At 73.5% G+C, this 22719-nt stretch carries 21 protein-coding genes; 6 read left to right on the forward strand and 15 right to left on the reverse strand.

The genetic code is table 11. From position 1 onward, the window contains the following. Positions 1–43 precede the first annotated feature (43 nt). Both ABZ385_RS25905 and ABZ385_RS25910 read right to left on the reverse strand, forming a co-directional pair. A complete protein-coding gene (locus ABZ385_RS25905) occupies positions 44–1498 on the reverse strand; it encodes an NAD(P)/FAD-dependent oxidoreductase (protein WP_358913437.1) in 1455 nt (484 codons plus the stop codon). Between the two features lie 399 nt (positions 1499–1897). After that, a complete protein-coding gene (locus ABZ385_RS25910) occupies positions 1898–2725 on the reverse strand; it encodes an AfsR/SARP family transcriptional regulator (protein WP_358913439.1) in 828 nt (275 codons plus the stop codon). A 356-nt stretch (positions 2726–3081) separates the two neighbouring features. Between ABZ385_RS25910 and ABZ385_RS25915 the strand changes: the two genes are divergently transcribed. Further along, positions 3082–4077 carry an LLM class flavin-dependent oxidoreductase gene (locus ABZ385_RS25915; protein ID WP_358699392.1) on the forward strand — a complete coding sequence of 332 codons (996 nt, stop codon included), beginning with the start codon at positions 3082–3084 and terminating at the stop codon, positions 4075–4077. Further along, on the forward strand, positions 4074–4850 hold the full coding sequence (locus tag ABZ385_RS25920) for an alpha/beta fold hydrolase (protein ID WP_358699390.1): 777 nt from the start codon (positions 4074–4076) through the stop codon (positions 4848–4850). The genes ABZ385_RS25915 and ABZ385_RS25920 overlap by 4 nt, the downstream gene beginning before the upstream one ends. A 5-nt stretch (positions 4851–4855) precedes the next feature. Here ABZ385_RS25920 and ABZ385_RS25925 read toward each other — a convergent pair whose 3' ends face one another. Beyond that, positions 4856–5143 (reverse strand): DUF6332 family protein, encoded by a 288-nt coding sequence (locus ABZ385_RS25925; RefSeq protein ID WP_358579268.1) that lies wholly within the window; start codon positions 5141–5143, stop codon positions 4856–4858. A 57-nt stretch (positions 5144–5200) separates the two neighbouring features. On the opposite strand from ABZ385_RS25925, the gene ABZ385_RS25930 reads away from it, so the two are divergent. Then, positions 5201–5593, forward strand: a complete 393-nt coding sequence (locus ABZ385_RS25930; protein ID WP_358579266.1) for a MarR family transcriptional regulator — start codon at positions 5201–5203, stop codon at positions 5591–5593. Between the two features lie 63 nt (positions 5594–5656). On the opposite strand, the gene ABZ385_RS25935 is transcribed toward ABZ385_RS25930, so the two are convergent. Beyond that, positions 5657–6400 carry a maleylpyruvate isomerase family mycothiol-dependent enzyme gene (locus tag ABZ385_RS25935; protein WP_358913441.1) on the reverse strand — a complete coding sequence of 248 codons (744 nt, stop codon included), beginning with the start codon at positions 6398–6400 and terminating at the stop codon, positions 5657–5659. A gap of 51 nt (positions 6401–6451) precedes the next feature. Continuing rightward, positions 6452–7744, reverse strand: coding sequence for an MFS transporter (locus tag ABZ385_RS25940; protein ID WP_358913443.1), 1293 nt, complete (start codon positions 7742–7744; stop codon positions 6452–6454). A 244-nt stretch (positions 7745–7988) separates the two neighbouring features. Between ABZ385_RS25940 and ABZ385_RS25945 the strand changes: the two genes are divergently transcribed. After that, complete coding sequence (locus ABZ385_RS25945) at positions 7989–9221, forward strand: ROK family protein (protein WP_358579258.1); 1233 nt, start codon at positions 7989–7991, stop codon at positions 9219–9221. A 58-nt stretch (positions 9222–9279) separates the two neighbouring features. Here the strand turns inward: ABZ385_RS25945 and ABZ385_RS25950 are convergent, their stop codons facing one another. From ABZ385_RS25950 to ABZ385_RS25985, 8 genes are all read right to left on the reverse strand, one after another. After that, positions 9280–10500: an MFS transporter gene (locus ABZ385_RS25950; protein ID WP_358913445.1), complete on the reverse strand. Its 1221-nt coding sequence runs from the start codon at positions 10498–10500 to the stop codon at positions 9280–9282. 117 nt (positions 10501–10617) lie between these two features. Next, entirely contained in the window at positions 10618–11217 is a 600-nt protein-coding gene (locus ABZ385_RS25955) for a TetR/AcrR family transcriptional regulator (RefSeq protein ID WP_358913447.1), read from the reverse strand. 43 nt (positions 11218–11260) lie between these two features. Next, complete coding sequence (locus tag ABZ385_RS25960) at positions 11261–12196, reverse strand: phosphotriesterase (protein WP_358699170.1); 936 nt, start codon at positions 12194–12196, stop codon at positions 11261–11263. Then, positions 12193–12777 carry a DUF4865 family protein gene (locus ABZ385_RS25965; RefSeq protein ID WP_358699172.1) on the reverse strand — a complete coding sequence of 195 codons (585 nt, stop codon included), beginning with the start codon at positions 12775–12777 and terminating at the stop codon, positions 12193–12195. The genes ABZ385_RS25960 and ABZ385_RS25965 overlap by 4 nt, the downstream gene beginning before the upstream one ends. Positions 12778–12800: 23 nt before the next feature. Then, positions 12801–13196, reverse strand: coding sequence for a cupin domain-containing protein (locus ABZ385_RS25970; RefSeq protein WP_358699174.1), 396 nt, complete (start codon positions 13194–13196; stop codon positions 12801–12803). A gap of 14 nt (positions 13197–13210) precedes the next feature. Then, a complete protein-coding gene (locus ABZ385_RS25975) occupies positions 13211–13834 on the reverse strand; it encodes a TetR/AcrR family transcriptional regulator (protein ID WP_358913449.1) in 624 nt (207 codons plus the stop codon). Between the two features lie 174 nt (positions 13835–14008). Further along, the gene (locus ABZ385_RS25980) at positions 14009–14482 is read right to left on the reverse strand and encodes an ATP-binding protein (protein WP_358579243.1); all 474 of its coding nucleotides are present in this window, start codon (positions 14480–14482) and stop codon (positions 14009–14011) included. 618 nt (positions 14483–15100) lie between these two features. After that, positions 15101–15430 carry a hypothetical protein gene (locus ABZ385_RS25985; protein ID WP_358579242.1) on the reverse strand — a complete coding sequence of 110 codons (330 nt, stop codon included), beginning with the start codon at positions 15428–15430 and terminating at the stop codon, positions 15101–15103. A 329-nt stretch (positions 15431–15759) separates the two neighbouring features. On the opposite strand from ABZ385_RS25985, the gene ABZ385_RS25990 reads away from it, so the two are divergent. Beyond that, on the forward strand, positions 15760–16857 hold the full coding sequence (locus ABZ385_RS25990) for a PLP-dependent cysteine synthase family protein (protein ID WP_358579379.1): 1098 nt from the start codon (positions 15760–15762) through the stop codon (positions 16855–16857). A 12-nt stretch (positions 16858–16869) separates the two neighbouring features. Here the strand turns inward: ABZ385_RS25990 and ABZ385_RS25995 are convergent, their stop codons facing one another. Further along, complete coding sequence (locus ABZ385_RS25995) at positions 16870–17766, reverse strand: DeoR/GlpR family DNA-binding transcription regulator (RefSeq protein WP_358913451.1); 897 nt, start codon at positions 17764–17766, stop codon at positions 16870–16872. Positions 17767–18050: 284 nt separating this feature from the next. Between ABZ385_RS25995 and ABZ385_RS26000 the strand changes: the two genes are divergently transcribed. Further along, complete coding sequence (locus ABZ385_RS26000; protein WP_358913528.1) at positions 18051–20315, forward strand: hypothetical protein; 2265 nt, start codon at positions 18051–18053, stop codon at positions 20313–20315. Here the strand turns inward: ABZ385_RS26000 and ABZ385_RS26005 are convergent. Next, positions 20275–22674: a right-handed parallel beta-helix repeat-containing protein gene (locus ABZ385_RS26005; RefSeq protein ID WP_358579238.1), complete on the reverse strand. Its 2400-nt coding sequence runs from the start codon at positions 22672–22674 to the stop codon at positions 20275–20277. The genes ABZ385_RS26000 and ABZ385_RS26005 overlap by 41 nt on opposite strands. Between the last annotated feature and the right edge of the window lie 45 nt (positions 22675–22719).

Consider the following 22719-nt stretch of genomic DNA (forward strand, 5'->3'; position numbering starts at 1 on the left):
GGGGGCGGGCCACCGCCGTGCTGTGTGCGGGCCGGTCGAAGAGCTAGCCGGCGTAGTCCCGCTCGGTGAAGACGGCCGTGCGCTCCCGGTAGGCCTCGATGCTGGAGGACCAGTTGTTGACCACACGGCCGTCGCCGGTCGTGTACCAGCTCCCGCAGCCGGCGGCGAAGGCCGTGCCCGCGAGGTCCCGCCGCAGCTCCTCGTTGTAGCGCCGCTGCACCTCGGGCAGGACGTCCAGGGTGCGGTCCCGCCCGGAGTCGAGGGAGCCGAGCGCCTGGAGCACGTAGGCGATCTGGCACTCCACCATGAACAGGATCGAGTGGTGGCCGAGGTTGGTGTTCGGGCCGTACAGCATGAACATGTTCGGGAAGCCGTGCACGGCCACTCCCAGGTAGGCCTCCGGACCCTCCTTCCACGCCTCGCGCAGCGTCAGCAGATTCCGTCCGACGATCTCCACCCCGCCCGTGCGGTCGAGCGGCTGGAAGCCGGTGGCGTGCACGATCACGTCGACGTCGTACCGCCGCCCGTCCGTGGTGCGCACGCCCTCCGGTTCGATGCGGGCGATGGGCTCCGTCACCAGCTCGACGTTGTCGCGGGAGAGCGCCGGGTAGTAGTCGTCGCTGATCAGGACGCGCTTGCAGCCGAACGCGTAGTCGGGGGTGAGCCGTTCGCGCAGCTGCCCGTCGGCGACCTGGGCGGCCAGATGCTCTCCGGCGACCCGCCGGAACTCGTCCCGCACCGGGTTGCCGTCGTCGCGCAGACCGGCGGCCCAGCCGTCGCGCTCGCGGTAGAGGCCCTCGCGCAGAGCGGTGTAGCGCTCCGGTTCGGCGAGCAGCGCGGCCCGCTCCTCGTCCGGGAGCGCCCGGTCCTGGCGCGGCAGCAGATAGTTGGGGGAGCGCTGGAACACCGTCAGCCGTTCGGTGGCGTCCGCGATGGCGGGCACCAGCTGGACGGCGCTGGCCGCGCTGCCGACGCAGGCGACCCGCTTGCCCGTGACGTCCAGGTCCTCGGGCCAGCGCGCCGTGTGCACCTGGGTGCCGGCGAAGCTGTCCACGCCCTCGACGCGCGCCCAGGCCGGCCGGTCCAGCTGCCCCCACGCGGTGATGAGCACGCGGGCCCGCAGCCGCTCGCCGCGCGAGGTGCGCAGCAGCCAGCTGCCGTCGTCGTCCGACCAGGTGGCGTGCGTGACCTCCACGCCGAAGCGGATGTGCTCCGCCAGCCGGTGGCTCGCGGCGAACCGTTCGAGGTTGCGCAGGATCTCCGGCTGCCCGGCGTAGGTCCGCGTCCAGTCGGGCTGCTCCCCGAACGAGTACCAGTACAGGTGGGACTGCACGTCGCAGGCGGCGCCCGGATACGTGTTCTCGCGCCAGGTCCCTCCGAGGGAGTCGGCCTTCTCCAGGATCGTGAACGCGTGCCGCCCGGCCTCCTTCAGCCGGGCGGCCATGCCGAGACCCGACATCCCGGCGCCGATGATGACGACCTCAAAGTCCTCGACCATAGTCATCCCTTTCGCAGTGTCTTTACCGTCGTCGTCGCTCACCTTGGCCAGCGGAGCTGATCGACGCCTGAAGGACGGCTGATAACGCGTCGAAGCCATGAAATGGCCGCGGCACGGCAACGGCACGACCGAGGAATGCCGGGAGAATTGGGCATGCGAAAGCAACCCCTTTACTCGACGCGAAAAGGGGTGCGAATAGGGGTAGGGAAGGCGGCATGAAAAGCGGCAGGCAAAGGGAGGGAAATCGAGAAGCGGTCGATGCATATTCTGCCGCCCGGCGCTGACGCGTGACTGACGCGACACAAAGAGACCGCGGCGGTACACCCTCCGGAAGAATTCGGGGGGCGTACCGCCGCGGTCTCGTCCGCGGCCCTGCCGCACCGTGCGCGTGTGAGCCGCCTACGCGGGCACGGTGGCGGCGTCCAGGGAAGGGGCCTGGTTGAGGATCTCCCGTAGCCGCTCGCGCAGCTTGAGCGAGGGCTCCACGCCCAGCTCGTTCGCCAGCCTGTGCCGCGTGCTGTTGTACGTCTCCACCGCCTCGGCCTGTCGCCCGGTCCGGTACAGGGCCAGCATGAGCAGCTCGGTCAGGCGCTCCCGCCAGGGGTGGATGGTGCGCATGCGTTTCAGCTCGCCGATGCTGTGCACGGGGTCCGCCAGCTGTATCTCCAGCCAGAGCCTGTCCTCGACGGCGCACAGCTGCTCCTCCTCCAGCGCCAGCGCCACGCTCTGCGACATCGGCCCCTGGGCGACGTCCTGGAAGGGCGCGCCGCGCCAGAGCGCCAGCGCCTCGCCGAACAGCCGGTGCGCCTCGGCGGGACTGTGCCGGACGCGGGCGCGGGCCTGGCCGGTCAGCCGGCGGAAGGCGGCCGCGTCGCTCTCCTCGCCGCCCGTCTCCAGGACGTATCCGGACGAGCGCGTGAGCAGCTCGGGCGCCCGCCCGTCCGTGCCCGCCGCCTGCTGGAGGGTGCGGCGTAACCGGTAGATGTGGGCCTGGAGCGAGTTCTCGAAGGTGGGCGGAGGGTTCTCCCCCCACAATTCGGTGTACAACTGCTCGGCGGACAGCGGCCGCCCCGCACTCACCAGCAACGCCGCGAGCAAGGTGCGCTGCCGGTTTCCCCCGACGGTGTGGATACGGCCGCCCGCGCGCACTTCCAACGGCCCCAGAAAGGCGAAGACGGGCTCGGTTCCGCAAGCGCGCGCGTCGTCGAACCGCGAATATGTGATCACTTTTTCCTCCAGTGCTGAACCAGTTCCCTCTATTTGCTCCGGGTCTCTTCATGACCGCAAGAGCCCATGAGGGGAAGCCGTCGTTTCCGCGCCAGTGCGTGCTCCCTGCAACAAAGCTGAATCCCGATGGTGATGTCGGGGCGGACCCGGACATCTCGGACAGTGAATGTGCGCGTTTTCCGTGCCTCTGCGGGGGTTGTTCGGTCCCGCTCATGGCTGATTCGGTTTCCGTATTAACAATTTTTCGATCGCGGCACCGGAAAGGGGCGGGACCGGGGCGCGCGATCAGGACTCTGTCAGGTGCGACTGCTTGGATCCCAGGGACCACTGACCATGACCCGAGAAAGAGGTGTGCGATGGGGGCTGCCCGTCAGCCGCTGCGCGTGGGGGTCCTGTTGCCGACCAGGGAACAGGCCGTCCTCGGCGAGTACGGCGTCTCGCCCCTGCTGGACTTCGCGCGGCGGGCCGAGGAACTGGGCTTCGACTCCCTGTGGACGGGTGACTCGCTCACCGCCCGCCCCCGGCTGGACCCCCTCGTCGTCCTGTCCGCCGTGGGCGCGGTGACCCGCCGGGTGCTCCTCGGCACCGCCGCCCTGACGCCGGCCCTGCGGCATCCGCTCGTGGCCGCGAGCATGGCCAGCAGCCTGGACCACGTCAGCTCCGGCCGGCTCGTCCTCGGGGTGGGATCGGGCTTCCCGGCACCGGAGACCGAGGAGGAACTTGCCGCGCTGGGCGTCCCGGTCACCGACGGCGCCGACCGGCTGGACGAGATCACCGAACTGTGGCGCACCGCCTGGAGCAGCACCCGGCCCGGCGCGCCGAACAGCTTCGCCGGACGGCGCTGGCAGGCACACGGCCTGGACCGGCTGGTGTGCCCCGCCGCCCCCGACGGGCCGCCGCTGTGGCTCGCCGCCGACGACACCGCCCCGGTACTGGAACGGGCGGCCCGCCGCTACGACGGCTGGCTGCCGTTCCTGACCTCCGCCGAGGCCTACGCCTGTGCCAGGCGCCGCCTGGAGGACCTCTGCCGGCGCGCGGGCCGCCGGGAGGGCGCGGTGACCCCGGCCCTGTACCTGACGGTCACCGTCGGCGCGGACGAGCGGGGTGCCCGGGTCGAACTCGACGACTATCTGGAGCACTGCTACGGCCGCACCCTGGAGCAGATGTCGGCCGTCCAGGCCTACGCCTGGGGCCCGAGCGAGCACTGCGCGCAACGCCTCGCCGACTATGTGCGGGCGGGCGCCCGCCACATCGTGCTCCGCATCGGATCGCTGCGGCCGGAGACCCACCTGCGGGAGATCGCGGACGTCCTCATGTCCAAGGCCCGCCAGACGGATCAGGAGAGCGCATGACCACCACCGGCAGCCCGCGACGCACCCGCTGGTTCACCACGTCCGGGGCCGACCCGAACGCCGACCACCAGGTGTTCCTGCTCCCGCACGCCGGCGGCACGGCACCGGCGTACCAGGCCTGGGCGGCCACCCTGCCCTCCACCATGGAGGTGCGCACCCTGCAACTGCCCGGCCGCCAGGAGAGGTTGGCGGAGGAGCCCTACACCGAGGTGGAGCCCCTGGTCGACGCGCTCCTGGAGGCGTTCGAGGCCGAGCTGGACGGCAGGCCCTACGTCCTGCTCGGCCACAGCTTCGGCGGCCTGCTCGCCTACCGGCTCTCCGTGGCCGCCGAGTGGAACGGCCTGCCCGCCCCCGCGCTCCTCGCGGTCTCCGCCTGGGCCCCGGGTCTCGAACCCGCCGCCGAGCTGGCCCGGGTGGCCTCCATGTCGGACGACGAACTCCTCGCCCGGGTGGCCCAGCTGGGCCTGATGCAGGAGGGCGCGACGCTCGACCCGGCCACCCTGGCCTCGATCATGCCCGCGCTGCGCGCCGACTTCCTGGCCGCAGGCAGCCTGCGCGAGGACGGTGAACCGGCGCCCTGCCCGGTCGCCGCCTACTGCGGCACGTCCGACCCCATCGCCGCCCCCGCCGGCATGGCCGCCTGGGAGGACCACTGCACCGACTTCCTCGGCGCGGCCGAGTTCCCCGGCAGCCACTTCTACTTCTTCGAGCACACCGCGGCCGTCCAGCACAGCCTGGTCCGCCATCTGCGCCGGCTGACCGCGCGGGCGTGAGCCGCCTATGAACGAGGCCGGGCGGCCCCGCGGCCGCGGAACCGCCACAGGACGGTGGCGACGCGCACGGCGAACGCCACCGCGCCGAGCACGGGGCCCGCCACCTTCAGTACGCTCGCCACGGCGCGGGGCGGGTCGAACGCCAGCAGCGGACCGGCGGCCACCACGCCGATCACGGCGAGGGCCACGACGGCCGCGCTGATGAGCGCGTATCCGATCTCGATCGTGATCGCGTCCCGCTCGGCGGAAGTCCGCCTTCCCGTGCGCGCACCTGGCTGGCGCGCGTATCGCATGCACGTGCAATAGATGACGATGCAACAATCTGGACATCCTCTGCTACCGTGCGACACATGGCGGCCAACACAGCCGAGCAGGGGCTCGTGGAGCAATGGCGGGGCATCCTCGCGGTACACGCGCGCACACTGTGCGAACTCGACCGGGAGCTGCACCCCCACGGCCTGGGCGCGAGCGACTTCGAGGTGCTCGACGTGCTGGCCGAAGGGTCCTCGGACGACGGCGGCTGCACGTTCCGTGTGCAGGAGATCTCGGCGCAGGTCCACCTGAGCCAGAGCGCCCTCTCCCGCCTCATCGGGCGCCTGGAGAAGGACGGCCTCGTGGAGCGCGGCATGTGCAGCGAGGACCGGCGCGGGGTGCGGGTCTCCCTCACGGACAAGGGCCGCGCGCTCCATCGCGAGGTACGGCCCGTGCAGCGGGCGGTCCTCGCCCGGATGCTCACCGGCTGAGCCGGGCGCGCGTGCGGGCCCGGCCAGTGTCGGCGTTCAGCACGTGTCGACGGGCCTCGGCGTTCAGCGCATGACGATGGCCGACTTCTCGCGCCACAGGGCCGCGAGCGAGCGGTCGCCCGTCACCTCCGGGAACGGCAGCCGGTTCCACAGCGCCAGATAGAGCCGCGCGGCCTGCCCCGATATCTCGCAGTCGGCAGGGGCCGTGGCGCCGCGCTCGGTGACCGGAGGTCCGTCGGACAGGCGCATGGTCCAGGTCCACTCGGCGGGCGCGTCCGTGGCGCGCACCCGCAGCACCCGGGGTTCGGCGGTGCGCACCTGGCTCTTCTCGCGCGCGTGGAGGCCGAGCAGCAGCTCCTCGATCCCGTCCACGGCGAAATCGGCGTCCACCGGCGAGGGGGTGCCGCCGCGCGCGGACTCGGCGTCGACCCGGTGGACGGTCGTCTCGTTCGCCTGCCGCCGGGCCCAGAAGGCCAGCGGCGAGGGGGCCGGCAGGAAGGCCCAGCACTCGACGTCGGCGGGAGTCGAGGTGAGCGTGTCGACGAGCGCGGCGTGCCCCTCGCGGAACCAGTCGAGGAGCGCCGTGCCGTCGAGGTCGGGCAGCTGCCCGCCGAGCCGGAACTCGGTGCGCCGCTCGGCGAGGAAGGCCGTCGCCCAGCGGTGCACCATGCCCGTGTGCCGCAGCAGGTCCCGCACCTCCCAGTCCGGGCAGGTGGGCACCTTGGCGTCGGGCCCGGCCTCCTCGGCGGCCCGGGCGAGCAACCGCCCCTCGTCGCTGACCACTTGTATGTGCCGGGAAATGTCCATGCGGGGATTGTGTCGGATGGAGCGCGCTCGAACGGGAGCCCGGGGGAGATGTCAGACCGTTTCCGCGGAGCGCTTGCGCTCCGGGCGTCCCGTGTGATCCGGTTCCGGGCGTCCGCTCCGCTCCGGGCGCCGGGTCGCGAGGCCGACGCACGCGGCGACCCCCGCGAGCACGGCGACGCTCGTCAGGGCGACCGGCAGGGAGTACCAGTCGGCCATGAACCCGATGAGGGGCGGTCCGACGAGCATGCCGCCGTATCCGAGCGTGGAGGCGGTGGCGACCCCGTCGGGTCCGGCGAGCGCGCCCGCCCGTTCGACGGCCACGGGGAAGATGTTGGCGAGGCCGAGCCCGGTGACGGCGAATCCGGCGAGGGCCGGGCCCGCGGAGGGCGCGAGCGCGCCGAGCAGCATCCCGGCGCACGCGGTGGCGCCGCCGGCGACGACCGTACGGGTCCGGCCGAGCCGCTCCAGCAAGGTGGTGCCCAGCAGACGGCCGACGGTCATCGCGAAGGCGAAGCACGAGTACCCCGCGGCGGCGACGCCCGGGTGCGCGTGCAGGTCCTGCTCCAGGTGCAGGGGACCCCAGTCCGCGATGGCGCCCTCGCCGTACGCCGTGCACAGCGCGATGAGCCCGAAGACCAGGACGAGGCCGCGGGTGCGGCGGTCCATGCGGCGCGAACCGCCCCGCTTGGACGCCGCGGCGGGGCCGTCGGGCCTGACGGGGGAGTGCGCCCGCAGGAGTTCCGCCGCGCCCGGCCGCAGCAGCGTGGGCGCCGTCACGGCCGTGACCGCGAGGCCGGTCACCGTGATGCCGAGCAGATGGGGCGTGGGGGAGAGGTGCGCCGCGACGAGGCCGCCGAGCCCCGCGCCGAGCATGCCGCCCAGGCTGAACGCCGCGTGGAAGCTCGGCATCACGGGGCGCCGCAGAGCGCTCACCAGATCGACGGCGGCGCTGTTCATCGCGACGCTGATGCCCCCGTACGCGGCCCCGAAGACCAGCAGGACGAGCCCGAGCACGAGGACCGAATCCGTGAGCGGCGGCAGCGCGACGCTGAGCGGGAGCAGCACCCCGCAGGCCACGGTCACCGGCAGGCTGCCATAGCGCCGACAGAGGCGGCCGGTCAGCGTCATCGTGACCACCGCGCCGGCGGAGACGGCGAGCAGGGCGAGCCCCAACTGGCTCGCCGAGGCGCCGGTCCGCTCCTTGATGGCGGGGACACGGACGACCCAGCCGGCGAAGACGAAGCCGTCGAGGGCGAAGAAGACGGTGAGGGCCGCGCGCAGGCGGCGCAGGGCGGGATCGGTGGGCCGCGACGCCGCGGTCCCGAGTTTGTTTAGTAGCGGCACAAAGTCAGGGTAGGGGTGCGCACCGGTCTCGTACAAGGCGATTCGGCGCTCGGGACGACCCGGGGGGCGATCCCCGCACGCGGCGCCGGGGCACGGACCGGCCCGGCGTACGAAGACGCCCGCGCCCCGGCTCCTCGGCGAAGGCCCCGGCCCCCTCGCCGGGGAACGGGCGGATGACCTGCGCACGACGACGCCGTGTACGGAGCAGGCGATGCCGTGTACGGATCATGGGAGACTCGCCCTCATGAACGGCAAGGCTGACCCCCGCGCCGAGGGGGAAGTGACCACGCGTACCCGCCTGGAGCGGGGCCGCGGCGCGCTGGGCCCCGCGCTCGAACTGGTCCACACCGGGCGCGCCCCCACCCGTGCCGTCCTCACGGCGGAGCTGGGCGTCACCCGCGCCACGGCGGGCGCCGTCGCCGCCGAGCTGGAGGCGCTCGGCCTGATCCGGATCGACGCCAAGCCGAGCGCGGCGGCGGGCTCGCAGGGCAGGCCCTCGCACCGCCTGTCCGTCGCGGACGAGGGGCCCGTCGTGCTGGCGGCGCAGGTGCACGCGGACGGCTTCCGTGCCGCACTGGTCGGCCTCGGCGGCCGCGCCGTCGCGACCGCTCCCGGCTGCGAGACCGTCGACGCCGACCCGGCCCAGGTGCTGCGCTCCGTGGTCGACGCGGGCGCGCGGCTGCTGCGCGAGACCGGCCGGCGCTGTGTGGGCGCGGGCCTCGCGGTGCCGTCCGCGGTGGCCGAGCCGGAGGGCACCGCGCTCAATCCGCTGCACCTCGCCTGGCCCGCGGGCGCGCAGGTGCGCGAGATCTTCACCGAGTGCGTGCGGGCCGCGGGCATCGAGGGACCGGCCTTCGCGGGCAACGACGTGAACCTCGCCGCCCTCGCCGAGCACCGCCACGGCGCGGGGCGCGGCGCCCGGGACCTGCTGTGCGTGGCGACGGGCCACCGGGGCGTGGGCGGCGCCCTCGTCCTCGACGGCCGTCTGCACACCGGGAGTTCGGGCCTCGCCCTGGAGGTCGGACACCTCACCGTGCACCCCGAGGGGCGGCCCTGCTACTGCGGGAGCCGGGGCTGCCTGGACGTGGAGACGGACCCCCTCGCCTTCTTGACGCAGGCCGGCCGCGAGCCGGGCCCCGAGGGGCTGCTCGTCCAGGCCCGGACCCTGCTGCGCGACGCGTACGGCGACCCGGCGGTGCGCGCCGCCGCCGAGGCGCTGATCGACCGGCTCGGCCTCGGTCTCGCGGGCCTCGTCAACATCCTCAACCCGGACCGGATCATCCTGGGCGGGCTGCACCGCGCCCTGTTGGAGGCCGACCCGGAGCGGCTGCGCGCCGTGGTGGCGGACCGGAGCCTGTGGGGGCGCAGCGGCAGCGTGCCGATCCTCGCCTGCACCCTGGACCACAACAGCCTGGTGGGGGCCGCGGAGCTGGCCTGGCAGCCGGTGCTCGACGACCCCCTGGGGGCGCTGGGATAGGACGGCCGGGTTGGCGGCCGCGGGCGTCGCGGCGACGGCCGCCGGGGCCGGACGGGTGCTACACCCTCTCGGGCACCTCCAGGCCGGGGGCCGCGGGGCGGGAGGTCTCGATCGGCGCCGCCGTGCTCGCCCTCGCCCCGGCCCGGCGGCGCAGCACGTCCGGTACCAGCGTGCCGAGCCCGAGCGCGGCGAGTCCCGCGCCGATCCACAGGGGTGCCCGCAGCCCGAAGGCGTCGATGGCGGGGCCGCCGACGGACGTGGCGATGATGATGCCGAGGGTGATGAACGAGGAGTGGACGGTGTTCACCAGGGGCCGGGCGTTGCCGGCCCGCTGGACCCGGGTCGCCAGGGCCGGGTTCATGGTGACCCCGACCAGCCCGATGCCCATCGTCAACGCCACGGCGGGCACGGTCAGTTGGGCGAAAAGCGCGAACCCCGTCAGGAAGGCGACGTTCAGCGCGAGCCCCACGCCGAGGACGGCGACGGCGCGGCGGTCGGCGAGCCGCCCCACGATCGTGTTGCCGACGACGGTGGCGGCGCCGTACGCGATGAGCAGCAGGGGGACGGTCCCGGTGGCGAAGCCGGTGACCTCGGTGAGGATCGGGGTGAGGTAGCTGAAGGCGGAGAAGGTGGCACCGATGACGAAGGTGCTGGTGGTGAGGGTCAGCCACAGGCGCCGACTGCGGAAGGCGCCCAGCTCCGCGCGGAGACCGCCGCTCTCGTCGGCATCACTGTCCGCGCCCGGCACGCCGGCGAGCGTGGCGAGCGCCGCGAGCACGGTCAGGGCGGTGATGGCCCAGAACGCGGCCCGCCAGCCCAGGTGTTCGCCGATGACGGTCGACAGCGGCAGGCCGAGCAGGGTGCCGAGCATCAGCCCGTTGAGGGCCACGGCGATGGCGCGTCCGCGCATGTCGGGCCGGGTGAGGCGGGAGGCCAGGGAGATGGAGACGCCGAAGAAGGCCTGGGACGCGATGCCGGTGAGCACCCGGGCCACCAGCATCGTGCGGTAGTCGGGCGCGAGGGCGGCGAGCACGTTGCCGATGAGGAAGATGCCGAACAGCAGGATGAGCGCGGTCTTCTGACGCAATCTCAGCAGAGCCACGGTGAGGCAGGGCCCGCCGAGGGCCATCGCGGCGGCGAAGGCGGTGATGAGGTAGCCGATCTCGGGAATCGTGGCGTGCAGTCCCTCGGCCATCCGCGGCATCAGGCCTGCGACCACGAACTCGCTGGTCACCATGGCGAAGATGCCGAGGGCCAGGACGTATACGGCACGGGGCATGGCGGTGTGCTCCTGTCGGGCGCGGCGGGCGAACGTTTTGGATAGGTCGGTACAAAATGCGGGCATGCAAAGGCGACGAGGGTGCGGGTCGGGCCCGTGCGGTCGACTCCGGGGCGGTCAGCGAACCGCCAACGCGTCGAGGGCGGTCTCGGCGATGGCCTCCAGGGCGGCCCGGTCGGCACCGCCCTGCGCGGAGATCCGCATCCCGCCGATGACGGCGTTGACATAGCGGGCCAGGGTGTCCGCGTCCCGCTTCCGCGTAATGTCGCCGTCCCGCTGCCCGGAGCGGATCGCGGCCCGCAGCGCCGTGAGCCGGAGCGCGAGGTCCCGCTCCAGCATCGCGGCCGACTCCGGGTCCCGCGCGGCGAGTTCGACGGTCGTGTTGACGGTGAGGCAGCCGATGCTGCGCCCGTCCTCGCGGTGCTCGAACTCGCCGTCGATGATGCGGGCGAACAGCGCGCGGACGCGCTCCGTCGCCGACCGCTCCCCGTCCTCGAGGATCTCGATCTGCCCGGCGTTCATGCGCTGCATGTAGCGGGCCAGGGCGCGCCGGAACAGGTCGTGCTTGCTGGTGAACGTGTTGTAGATGCTGCTGCGGCCCAGGCCGGTGGCCTCGCACAGGTCCTGGGTCGAGGTGGCCTCGTAGCCGTTCACCCAGAACGCGCGCATGGCCGCGTCCAGGGCCCGTTCCTCGTCGAAAGTCCTCGGGCGGGCCATGGGGAGACCGTACCGGTTTTGGAACGGACGGTGCAATACGTTCCTACGCCCACTCCGCCCCGAACGCCCGTCCCGCGTTGGCCGTGAGCATCAGCTCCACCGGCTCCGCGCCGACGGCGGCCTCGAGCCGGTCCCGCACTCCCCGCAGCAGATGGGGCATCCCCGGCCCGCCCCGCACCGACCTCGCCCCCGCCGTGGTCGTGTCGCCGCCCAGCAGCAGGCGGTCGGCGTACCCCGCCTCCACCAGGGCGCGCACCGCTTCCGGCATGCGCCAGTCCGTGGCGTGATGGGCGCGGGAGGGGCCGTCGAAGGCCAGGAAAGCACCTGCCTCGGCGGCCCGGCGGTGGACGGCGAGGTCGGGGGAGCGGTTGAGGTGCCCGAGGACCACCCGGCGCGGGGCGACCGCCAACTCCCCGCAGAGGAGGTCGAGTACGTCCAGTGCGGCGGTGCCCAGCTCCAGGTGGACGGCGATCGGCGCGCCCGTCGCGTGGTGCGCCTCGGCCGCCGCGCCCATCGTCCAGCACGCGTGGGCGTCCAGCCCGTGGAAACCGCCCGCGACCTTGATCAGCCCGGCGCGTACACCGGAGTCCCCGATGCCCTCCGTGAGTTCGCGGACGAACAGCTCCGCGAGCCCCTCGGTGCGCAGGCGCGTCGGCAGCTCCGCCGGGTAGTGCACGGCTTGGTGCAGGCCCGTCGCGGCGACGATCCGTACGCCGGTCGCCCGCGACAGCTCCGGCAGTCGGGCCGCGTGCCGCCCCATCCCGTACGGCGTCCACTGCACGACGCCGCGCCCGCCCACCGCGTGGAACGCGGCCAGCTCGTCCGCCGCCGCTTCCGCCGAGTCCAGTTCCTGGCCCGGCAGTTGCGGGCTGCGCAGGAAGAGGTGGTCATGGGCGTCGCAGACGCCGAGGTCGGCCGGGGCGATGTCCCCGAGGACGGTGCGCACCGCGGGGGCGGCGCCCGATTCCGGCGGGGTCACCACTGCCGTCCCGTCGCCGGCTTCTCGTGTTCGGGCGCCGACAGGTGCAGCACCTGGAAGACCTCTCCGGGGCCCTTGGGCGCCGCACCCTCCCAGAGCGAGAAGTGCACCGCTTCCCAGGTACGGGGGTCGATCGCGGTCAGTGCGCTCATCGCGCCGTCGTGCCGCACCGATTGCCGTGCCTCGTCGGCGAGTTGCTCCGCCAGCTCGGGCAGGCGTGACGTCGCGGGGATCGGTTGGCGGTGGCGTACCGCCGTCCGCGGTGTCGCGGCGGGCGCGCCCGTGTCCTCGTACGCGAGGACCGACCAGTGCTGCACCACCGGCCGCCCGAAATCGTCGGCGAGCTGCTGGAAACCGGGCCCCCACAGGAAGGAGTTCATGCCCGCGGCGGTGTTCCAGCAGTAGAACGGCGCGTACTGGTTGACGGGCGAGCCGTCCTTGCCGCGCTCGCGCATCAGGTACGCCTTGAAGCCGAGCCCGGCGAACGCGTCGAGGAGGTGGCCCTTCGAGGCGACGCGGTGGCGGATGATCCCCATGTCGTAGTCGGCGGGCAGTGTGATCTCGTACTGCATGGCACGCATCGTGTACTTCCTTGGTGGCGGGCTCAGTTGGGACAGGCGCCGGCGTCGACCAGGGCGCCCCAGTCGGCGGTCGTCCCGTCCTCGGCCGCCTCGACCACGGCCAGATGCGTCATGAACGTGCGCGGCCCCGCGCCGTGCCAGTGCGCCTGGCCGGGCTCGATCCACACCGTGTCACCCGCCCGGATGGTCTCCACCGGGCCTCCCTCGCGCTGCACGAGGCCCTCGCCCTCGGTGACGTGGAGGACCTGGCCGTGCGGGTGGCGGTGCCAGGCGGTCCGGGCGCCGGGCGCGAAGTGGACACTGAACATCCGCAGGCGTGAAGGGGGTGGAGGCGCGGCTATCTCGTCGAGCCAGACCGTTCCGGTGAAGTGCTCGGCCGGGCCCGGCCGGCTGTCGGGCCGATGACGGGTGATGTGCAACGGGTGTTCCCTGCTTACTCGTTGGTGTCGGCGTGAGAGGCGATGGCAGTGGTGGCGTGCGGGGCCGCACATCCCCTGAGCAGCGCGAGCAGGCCGCGTACCGCCGCGTCGAAGGCGGCCGGTGAGCCGGCGGAGCGGGCCAGCACGTAACCGCCCTGGACCGTCGCGACGACCGTCGAGGCGATCTCTCGCGCGTCGAGCGCGGACGTGAACTCGCCGCGCTCGCGGCCCTCTTCAAGGATTCCCGCGAGCCGGTCGCGCAGCCAGTCGAGGGTCGCGGTGACCGGGGCGCGCAGTTCGTCGCTCGCGATGACGTCCGGGTCCATCGTGAGCCGCCCGACCGGGCAGCCCCGCAACACGTCCCGCTCGCGCAGCAGATACGCCTCGATCCGCCCGTACGCGGATCCCGGGGCGCCCAGCACGGCCTCGGCGGCGGCCCGCATCTCCTCGGCCGTCCGCCGGATCGCGGCCAGCGCGAGATCGGGCTTGCCCGCGAAGTGGTGGTACATGCTGCCCTGCCCCGCGCCCGCGTGCTGCTGGATCGCCTTGGGGCTGGTGCCGATGTAACCCCGCTCCCACAGCAGCGCGCGGGTGGACTCGATCAGACGCTCCGGAGTGCTCATGCGGACACTGTACATACTAGTAGGTATAGAGGTCTATGAGGGGCGCGCCTCTCTGTCGTTCGGTTACCCCTGCCGGGGGCCCGGCCAGGGGAGCGTCGGGGGCCCGCGCCCCGCTCGGCGGGCGGCACGTCTCGATGTGCCGCCGGCCGTCTTCACCGGGTGCGGGCGGAAAGGAGGGTCACCGCCCGGTCAGCCGGCAATGGCCGACCGGGCGGGAGTCTTCGCGGCCGACCCGTACACGGGGTACGCGGGCACGGTCGCCAAGGGGGAGGGCGCGGGCAGTGTGAACCACACGGTCTTGCCCGTGTCGCCCCGCGGACTCACGCCCCAGCTCTCGCTGACCGCCGCGACCATCGCGAGGCCGCGGCCACAGGTGGCGAAGGGTTCGGCGTCGTGGACCTCGGGAAGCCGAGGGTCGTTGTCGTGGACGGAGACCGTGAGGCGGTCGAGCAGCAGCTCGATCTCCACGGTGCAGCCCTTGTCCGGTTCGGCGTGCCGGTGGACGTTGCTGAGCAACTCGGTCACGCCGAGCGCGGCCTGGTCTATCAAGGGATCGAGATGCCAGTAGCGCAACTGCGCAGAGATGATTCTGCGGACCTGGCGGATCCGCGACGGCAGAGCCTGGAGCTCCACCGTGCAATGCCTGCTTGGTTGGCTGATCACGGCTGCGACTCCCCGAATTGAGGTCCGGAAGAAGACGACGTTCGGATCGAGCAGGGGGCCGCGTGGTCTGCCGCCTGCTGCGTGGCCGGCGGCGGGCTGGTTCTTCAGCGTCATCGCCGGTAAACCCAGAGTGATGTGAGACCAGAGTGACCCAGGGGGTGCGGGCGTGCAACCGCGCGCACCGCCGGGGCTCCGCCGCCGGGCGGCGCCGCCTCTCCCCTTCGCCCCGGCCCACGACACCGGACGCCCTCCCGCCCGACCCCGCCCACGGCGCCGAGGCCCCGCGCGTCCGGCTGCCGCCCACAGCCTTCCGCCCCGACCCAACCCACGGCACCGGGACGGCCTTCCGTCCGGCCCCGCCCGCAGTGGCGAGGCCCTGCGCGCCCGGCTCCCGCCCACAGCGGCCAACAACCTTCCGCCCGACCCCGCCCACGGCGCCGAACAGCTTTCCGCCCGGCCCCGCCCGCGGTAGCGAAGACTTGCGTTTCCCGCTCCCGCCCACGGCGCCGGACAGCCTTCCGCCCGCTCCCGCGCCCGCCCGTAGGCACCGGGGGACGCGCGCGTCGGGCCCCCGCCCGCCGTCGAGGACCCGCTCACGGCGTCGGGGGACGCTTCCGGTCAGAGCCGTCGGCGTCGCTCGCCGGCCCGGCGGACGGCTTCGATGAATCTGCGCACGGTCGGCGGGCCGCCCTGCCCCGGGCCCGGTTCCCGCTCGCCGAGCGTGAGGGTGTAACGCCTGCCGTTCACGTCGGCCAGCGCCTGGTCCTGCGCCGCGAACCACGGCTTGCCCGTGCGCACCGCCTGCACCGGCGCGCTGTCGATCTCCTTGCCGTAACTGGTGAGCAACTCCAGTCTGCCGTCGGCGATACGGACCTGCCCGGCCCGGGTGAGGGAACGCAGGCGCCGGCCGATCCGCACGCCCGTGGCCGTGAACTCCGGCTCCGCCATGAGGCTCCGCCCCCTTGTGCTTCTCGGTGAACCGCTCCTGTCGGGACACGTGCCCCTGCGGTGCAGTCTGCACGCCACCGGCGCCGAGCACCAGTGTGCGTGGAGACGTCCCGACACGCGGCACACGATCCGTGCCGCCCCCGCGCCACCGGCCGCCCGACGGCGGGGGCCAGCGGTGGCTTTGGGCTGCTCAAAGGTGTGTTTATGCAGGTGAGAGGCGTGTGAGGGGTGTCTATGATCGGAGGGTACGGCCGCGTCGAATCGCGTCCGGCACGACGCGAAGGAGCCCCGCGGTGAGCACCCCACAGCCGGATCGAGCCGTCGGTCCGATGCCCACGCTCGACGTCGACCACAGCGACGAGGAGTACCGCGCCTGGCTCAAAGAAGCCGTCCGCAAGGTCCAGGCCGACGCCAACCGGTCGGCCGACACCCACTTGCTGCGCTTCCCGCTGCCCGAGCACTGGGGCATCGACCTGTACCTGAAGGACGAGTCGACGCACCCGACCGGCAGCCTCAAGCACCGCCTCGCCCGCTCGCTCTTCCTCTACGGCCTGTGCAACGGCTGGATCAGGCCGGGCCGCCCGGTCATCGAGGCCTCCAGCGGCTCCACGGCCGTCTCCGAGGCGTACTTCGCGAAACTGGTCGGCGTGCCCTTCGTCGCGGTGATGCCGCGCACGACCAGCGCCGAGAAGATCCGGCTGATCGAATTCCACGGCGGTCAGTGCCATTTCGTGGACGACCCGCGCACGATGTACGCCGAGTCGGCCGCCCTCGCCGTCGAGACCGGCGGCCACTACATGGACCAGTTCACGTACGCGGAACGCGCCACCGACTGGCGCGGCAACAACAACATCGCCGAGTCGATCTACCAGCAGCTCCGCCTGGAGCGCTACCCCGAGCCGGCGTGGATCGTCGCCACGGCCGGCACCGGCGGCACCTCGGCGACCATCGCCCGCTACGTGCACTACATGCAGCACGACACCCGCATCTGCGTGGCCGACCCGGAGAACTCCTGTTTCTTCGACGGCTGGACCAAGAGCGACCCCGACGCGAGCAGTGACTGCGGCTCCCGCATCGAGGGCATCGGCCGCCCCCGCATGGAACCGAGCTTCGTGCCCGGCGCGATCGACCGCATGATGAAGGTGCCCGACGCGGCGTCCGTCGCCGCCGTGCGCGCCCTGGAGCAGGCCATCGGCCGCAAGGCGGGCGGCTCCACCGGCACGGGCCTGTGGAGCGCCCTGAAGATCGTCGCCGAGATGGTGGCCGCGGGCCGCACGGGCAGCGTCGTCACCCTGATCTGCGACCCGGGCGACCGCTACCTGGACAAGTACTACTCGGACACCTGGCTCGCCGAACAGGGCCTGGACATCACGCCGTACGCCCGCGCGATCGACACGCTGCTCACGACGGGAGCGTGGCCCGAGTAGGCCGACGGCCCGTCAGGCGCCCGTCGCGTCCTCGGCGTCCGTGGAGGCCCCGGCGTCCGACGCCTCGTCGGCGCCGGCGGTCGGTGCCGTGCCCCCGCCGCCCTCGCCCGCCACCAGCAGCCGGTTCAGCCGCTCGGAGATCTCCGCGCGCGCCTGGGCCGGCAGCCCCGCGTCGGTCACCAGCGTGTCCACCTGCGAGAGCGTGGCGAACGAACTCAGCCCCACCGTGCCCCACTTGGTGTGATCCGCGACCACCACCACCCGCCGCGCCGACCCCACCAGCCGCCGGTTCGTCTCCGCCTCGGCCAGATTGGGCGTCGACAGGCCGGCCAGCGGCGATATGCCGTGTACCCCGAGGAAGAGCACGTCGAAGTGGAGCGAGGCGATCGCCTGGTCCGCGACCGGCCCGACCAGCGAGTCCGAGGGCGTGCGCACCCCGCCGGTCAGCACCACCGTGGCCCCGCCCTGCCGCTGCCCCGAGCCGCGCTGGGCGCTGTGGAACACCTCCGCGACCCGCACCGAATTGGTCACCACCGTCAGATCCGGCACGTCGAGGAGGTGGTGCGCCAGCGCGTACGTCGTCGTGCCGCCGGACAGCGCGATCGCCGAGCCCGGCGCCACCAGGGACGCGGCGGCGCGCGCGATGTCCTCCTTGGCGGTCGGCTCCAGGCCGGACTTCGCCTCGAACCCGGGCTCGTGCGTGCTCGCCTCGACCACCGGCACCGCGCCGCCGTGCACCTTCTCCAGGACTCCCTGGCGCGAGAGCGCGTCGAGATCACGGCGGACCGTCATGTCGGACACGCCCAGCTTCCGGGTCAGTTCGTTGACCCGGACCCCGCCCCGCCGGCGCACCTCGTCGAGGATCAGGGCACGGCGCTGCTCGGCGAGAAGGTTCTGGTTCTCACTCACACCCGGCCCGGCTCCTCTGCCTCGTCACACCCACCGCGCCCGACCGGCGCACGACCTCATCCTCGCATGTGCCACCGACAGCCGGACGATCACCCGCGCGCGGGTTCACGGCCACCCGGGACGGGGAGATTACGTGACGAGGGGTGCGCCGTCGGCAGTGAGCCGGGATCCTTGTTCCCCACCACGCACACCTCGGGGGAAGCGGAACAGTGGAGCGTGCGACACAGGACGAGACGGCCCTGGAACTCCTGGTCCATGGAGTCGGGGGCACCACACCGGACCAGATGCTGGGCGACCCGCGCACCGTGCGGATCGCCGGCGACGACACGGCGGCGCTCTTCCGCCGCGCCGAGGACGCCGACGCCGAAGCGCGCCCCGACGACTACCGCGGCAAACCGGTCCCCGAGGCCTACGTCTGGTGCAACCTCACCTCCGGCAACGGCTCCCGTGCCCTGTGGCTCCTGCTGCTGCCCTTCATGGTCGTCAACCTCGCCCACTGGATGCGCCCCACCTCCCGCCACCGCCGACGCCTCGCGCGCGCCTACGGCCTCCTGGTACGGCTGACCGGGCTCACCCTCACCGTGCTGCTCGTCGCCGCCGCCTGCGAGGTCGCGCTCGACCTCACGGCCTGGCAGTGCGCGGGCACCCCCCGGTGCTCCGCCGACCGCGCCTGGCTCGGCTTCCTCGCCACCGACGGCGCGGGCCACGGCGGCTGGTGGGCACAGCCCGGCCGCCGCCTGGCCCTCGCCGCCCTGCTGCCCGCCGCCCTCACCGGCCTGCTCTGGTACCTCTCCCACCGCACCTGGAGCGCGTACGAATCCCAGCAGCCGCTGCCCCACCAGCCCGACCCGGAGGAGGAGACCAGCCGCACCGCGCTCGGCAGGCCCGGCTTCTGGTACGGCCGCAGGCTCGTCGCCCGGCTGCGCGCCGCCCACACCGCCGCGGGCCTGCTCACCGTCGCCGCCGCCGTCGGCGCCGCGGCCGCGCGCCACGACCGGCGCCCCGGCGGACCCGCCCTCCTCGACGTCCTCGGCTGGACCCTCGTCACGGCGTTCGTCCTCGGCATCGGAGTCGTCGTGTGGGTGGTGTGCCGCAGAGGGCGCACCGAGAACCGGCTCGACCGCGAACTGGACCGGGCCCTCGTGCGCGGGCTCCCCTTGGCCACGCTCGCCCTGCTCGTGCTGACCCTGCTGTACGCGGGCTGGTCGCGCCCCGCCTGGCAGTCCGCGGGCCGACTGCCCGGCGACGCCACGTTCGGCGGCATCGCCCTCGTCCAGGGCCTGTTGATCGTCGCTCTCGCCGGGTGCGCCCACTTCTTGTACCGCACCGCGCCCAACGCCCGTACCGCCATCCGCGGCCTCGGCGGCCCCGCCGTCGCGATGCTGGCCTGCTCCCTCGGCGGGGTGATGTCCGGCGGCGGCGCACAGCGGGTGGCCGACTGGCTGGACGGCGCACACGGCTCCATCGCCGGCCCGCCCGTGCTCCTGACCTGGCAGGCGTCCGTGATCCCGGCGCTCCTGGTCGTCGTCGCCCTGCTCTGCGCCTACTTCGGCGTGCGCACCCTCCAGCGCAAGCGCCGCGAGATGGCCGCGGTGGCGGCCGAGTACGCCGGCGAGCCCCAGGACACCACCCGCACCCGCCGCATCGCGGGCACCCGCGCACGGGCCGCCCTGACCGACCGCGCCCCGCTGCTCGTCGGCATCGTCTCCGCCGTCACCCTGCTGCTCGGCGCGGGAGCCCTCGCCGGTGCCTGGCTGACGAAGCAGGTCCCCGCCAAGGCCGCGCAAGGCACCCCCGCCGTCGTGGAGGGCGCCGCCGAGACCTGCCAGGCGCTCGGCTCCTGGCTGATCGGCTTCGGCTTCATACTGTTCGTCACCTGGGGGCGCCGCGCCTACAAGGACGCCTCGGCCCGCCGCACCATCGGCATCCTGTGGGACGTCGGCACGTTCTGGCCGCGCGCCGCCCACCCCTTCGCCCCGCCCTGCTACGCCGAGCGGGCCGTGCCCGACCTGACCTGGCGCATGGCCGCCTGGACCCGGGCCACCAGCGCCACGGGCGGCCGCCTCGTCCTCTCCGGTCACTCCCAGGGCAGCGTCCTCGCCGCGGCGGCCGCCTGGCAGCTGCGCCCCTCGGTGCGCAGGCGCGTCGCCCTGCTCACCTACGGCTCACCCCTGGAGCGCCTCTACGGCCGCTGGTTCCCCGCCCACTTCGGCCCGGCGGCGCTCACCTCGCTGCACCGCGAGGTCGACTGCTGGCGCAACCTGCACCGCCCCACCGACCCCATCGGCGGCCCCATCGGCCTGCGCGGCGACTGCGGCCCACAGGTCGACCGCGCCGCCCTCAAGGACCCCCTCGCCTACGGCCGTACGGAGGAACACCCGCTCCCGGCACCGATCCGCGGCCACGGCGACTACCAGTCCGACCCCGCGTTCGCCGAGGAACGCGCGCGGCTCCTCGCCCGCCTCAAGGCGGTCGTGCCCGCCCCGAGGCCCGCGGCGACGCCACCCCTCACACCGGCTCCGGCAGATCCTCCGGATACAGCAGGGTGAGGTCGTCCTTGCTCGGCTCGGGCAGCTGGGCCACGCGGCCCGCGTGCCGCTCCACCATCGCCTCGAAGGTCTGGCGCGCGGTGCGGCCGTTGCCGAACGCCGGGCCCTTCGGGAGAGCCGTGAAGTACTTCAGGAGCGCCTCGCCCGCCCCCGCGCCGAGCCGGTACTCGTGCTCCTCGGCCTGCTGCTCCACGATCCGCAGCAACTCCTCGGGGGCGTAGTCGCTGAAGGTGATGGTCCGTGAGAAGCGGGACGCGACGCCGGGGTTGACGGAGAGGAAGCGCCGCATCTCGGCCGTGTAGCCGGCGACGATCACCACGACGGCGTCGCGGTGGTCCTCCATCAGCTTCACGAGTGTGTCGATGGCCTCCCGGCCGAAGTCGCGCCCGGAGTCCTCGGGGGACAGGGCGTACGCCTCGTCGATGAACAGCACCCCGCCGCGCGCCCGGTCGAAGGCCTCCTGGGTGCGGATCGCCGTCGAACCGATGTGCTCGCCGACCAGGTCGACCCGCGAGACCTCGACGAGGTGGCCGCTCTCCAGGACGCCGAGCGAGGCGAGGATCTCGCCGTAGAGCCGGGCGACCGTCGTCTTGCCCGTGCCCGGCGAGCCGGTGAAGACCAGGTGGCGGCGGGCGGAGGCGGCCTTGAGCCCGGCCAGCTGCCTGCGGCGGCCCACCTCGATCATGTCGGTGAGGGCGCGCACCTCCCGCTTGACGCTGTCCAGGCCGACCAGCGCGTCGAGTTCGCCCAGCACCTCCTTGGAGGCGCGGGCGGACGGCACGGGAACCGGCGCCGCCTGCTGGGCGGGGACCGGGGCGAGCAGCCCCACGGTCTGCGTGGCCGTCCGCACGGCCGGTGCCTCCTGCGGCGCCGCACCGGGAGCGCGCGGCCCGCCGCTCTCGTCGCTCGCGCAGTCCTCGACCAGCGGACCCTCCTCGGCGAACTCGAAGCCGCCGCGCGCGCACCGCTCCGTGCGGCACTTCTTGAGCGTCGTACGGCAGCCGTCGATGACATGGAAGCCGTACCCGCCGCTGCCGCTGACCCGGCAGCCGTGGAAGCCGCCCCGGCCGCCCGCGGAGACGTAGAAACCCGCCTCGGCGGGCGAGGTGACCGTGCAGCGCTCGATGGTGGGGTCCGCGCCCTTGGTGACGATCACGCCGGTCTGCACGTCGTCGATCGTGCAGCCGGAGAGGGTGCCGCCGCTGCCGTGGTCGCGGAACCACGCGCCCGTCGCCGCCTCCCGGATGCGGCAGTCGTCCAGCTGCGCCGTCGCGCCGTCGCTCACCGACACCGCCGTGTTGCGCACCTGCGTCAGATCGCTGTCCACGACGTCGGCACGCGAGCCCCGGTCCAGGACGAACAGCGCGTCCGGCACGTCCCGCACCCGGCAGGACTCCAGGACGGCCGTCGCGCCGTCGCTGACCCAGACCGCCGGGTAGTCGCCGGTGCTGTCGTGGATCTCGCACTGGTTGGCGTCCACGCGCGTGCCCGGGTCCCACACCGACAGGCCGTTGCGGCCGAACCGGCAGACCGTGGAACGCGTCAGCGTGAGCACGGAGCGCGAACGCAGATCGATCGCGTTCTCCGGGATGTCGTGGATGCGGCAGTCCGCCAGCGTCAGCACGGCGTCCGTGTCGAGCGTGACGCCGTCCGAGGTGGTGCGGTGCACGTCGCAGTCGGTCAGCTGGGCCGACGCCCGCCCCGTGACGTGCACGCCCGAGCCCTTGACCTCGTACACCTCGCAGCCGATGGCCTCCAGACCGGTGTGCTCGCCGGTCACCGAGAACCCGGCGCCCGACGCGTGGTGCACCCGGCAGCGCTCCAGGCGCGGGTGCGCGCCGCCGCGCACCGCCACGCCGGACTGGCCCGCCGCGACGACCTCGCACTCCTCGAAGACCCCGCCGCCGCCGTCGAGCACCGCGATGCCGATGCCGCCGGGGTTGTCGACGGTGCAGCGGCGCACGGTGGGGCGGGCGCCGCCGCGCACCTCTATGCCGGCCGCGGAGCGGGTCACGACCCGGATGTCCGTCAGCTCGGGGGCGCCGTCCTCGATCAGCAGCGCGGGCGCGGCGGAGTCCTGGCCCTCGATGTGCAGGTCCCGCACGATCGCGGAGGCGCGCACCGTGAGCGGCACGCCGTCGGACGGCGCGATGCGCACGGAGCCTCCGGGGCCGTCCGGGCCGCGCAGCGTCACCGCGCGCCGGACCACGAGGTTCTCGCGGTAGGTGCCCGGGGCGACGGTCAGTATGTCGCCGTCGGCCGCGGCCTCCAAGGCGGCGGCGAGGGATGCGTACTCGCCGGTGCGGCGCCGCCACCGCGACGTGCCGGTGTGCGTCACCTGGACCGTGCCCTGTGCCATGGAGTTGCTCTGCCCCCACCTCGTCGTACGCGGGATCCTGCGCCG

The sequence above is a fragment of the Streptomyces sp. NPDC005898 genome (assembly GCF_040629635.1).
Taxonomy (GTDB): domain Bacteria; phylum Actinomycetota; class Actinomycetes; order Streptomycetales; family Streptomycetaceae; genus Streptomyces.

What these genes read in the sequence shown, in the direction of transcription:
- ABZ385_RS26005 (WP_358579238.1), bottom strand. Translation starts at nt 22,674, where the DNA reads ATGGCACAGGGCACGGTCCAGGTGACGCACACCGGCACGTCGCGGTGG.
- ABZ385_RS25930 (WP_358579266.1), top strand. Translation starts at nt 5,201, where the DNA reads ATGGCGGCCAACACAGCCGAGCAGGGGCTCGTGGAGCAATGGCGGGGC.
- ABZ385_RS25990 (WP_358579379.1), top strand. Translation starts at nt 15,760, where the DNA reads ATGCCCACGCTCGACGTCGACCACAGCGACGAGGAGTACCGCGCCTGG.
- ABZ385_RS25925 (WP_358579268.1), bottom strand. Translation starts at nt 5,143, where the DNA reads ATGCGATACGCGCGCCAGCCAGGTGCGCGCACGGGAAGGCGGACTTCC.
- ABZ385_RS25985 (WP_358579242.1), bottom strand. Translation starts at nt 15,430, where the DNA reads ATGGCGGAGCCGGAGTTCACGGCCACGGGCGTGCGGATCGGCCGGCGC.
- ABZ385_RS25950 (WP_358913445.1), bottom strand. Translation starts at nt 10,500, where the DNA reads ATGCCCCGTGCCGTATACGTCCTGGCCCTCGGCATCTTCGCCATGGTG.
- ABZ385_RS26000 (WP_358913528.1), top strand. Translation starts at nt 18,051, where the DNA reads ATGCTGGGCGACCCGCGCACCGTGCGGATCGCCGGCGACGACACGGCG.
- ABZ385_RS25915 (WP_358699392.1), top strand. Translation starts at nt 3,082, where the DNA reads ATGGGGGCTGCCCGTCAGCCGCTGCGCGTGGGGGTCCTGTTGCCGACC.
- ABZ385_RS25905 (WP_358913437.1), bottom strand. Translation starts at nt 1,498, where the DNA reads ATGGTCGAGGACTTTGAGGTCGTCATCATCGGCGCCGGGATGTCGGGT.
- ABZ385_RS25945 (WP_358579258.1), top strand. Translation starts at nt 7,989, where the DNA reads ATGAACGGCAAGGCTGACCCCCGCGCCGAGGGGGAAGTGACCACGCGT.
- ABZ385_RS25975 (WP_358913449.1), bottom strand. Translation starts at nt 13,834, where the DNA reads ATGTACAGTGTCCGCATGAGCACTCCGGAGCGTCTGATCGAGTCCACC.
- ABZ385_RS25965 (WP_358699172.1), bottom strand. Translation starts at nt 12,777, where the DNA reads ATGCGTGCCATGCAGTACGAGATCACACTGCCCGCCGACTACGACATG.
- ABZ385_RS25935 (WP_358913441.1), bottom strand. Translation starts at nt 6,400, where the DNA reads ATGGACATTTCCCGGCACATACAAGTGGTCAGCGACGAGGGGCGGTTG.
- ABZ385_RS25955 (WP_358913447.1), bottom strand. Translation starts at nt 11,217, where the DNA reads ATGGCCCGCCCGAGGACTTTCGACGAGGAACGGGCCCTGGACGCGGCC.
- ABZ385_RS25920 (WP_358699390.1), top strand. Translation starts at nt 4,074, where the DNA reads ATGACCACCACCGGCAGCCCGCGACGCACCCGCTGGTTCACCACGTCC.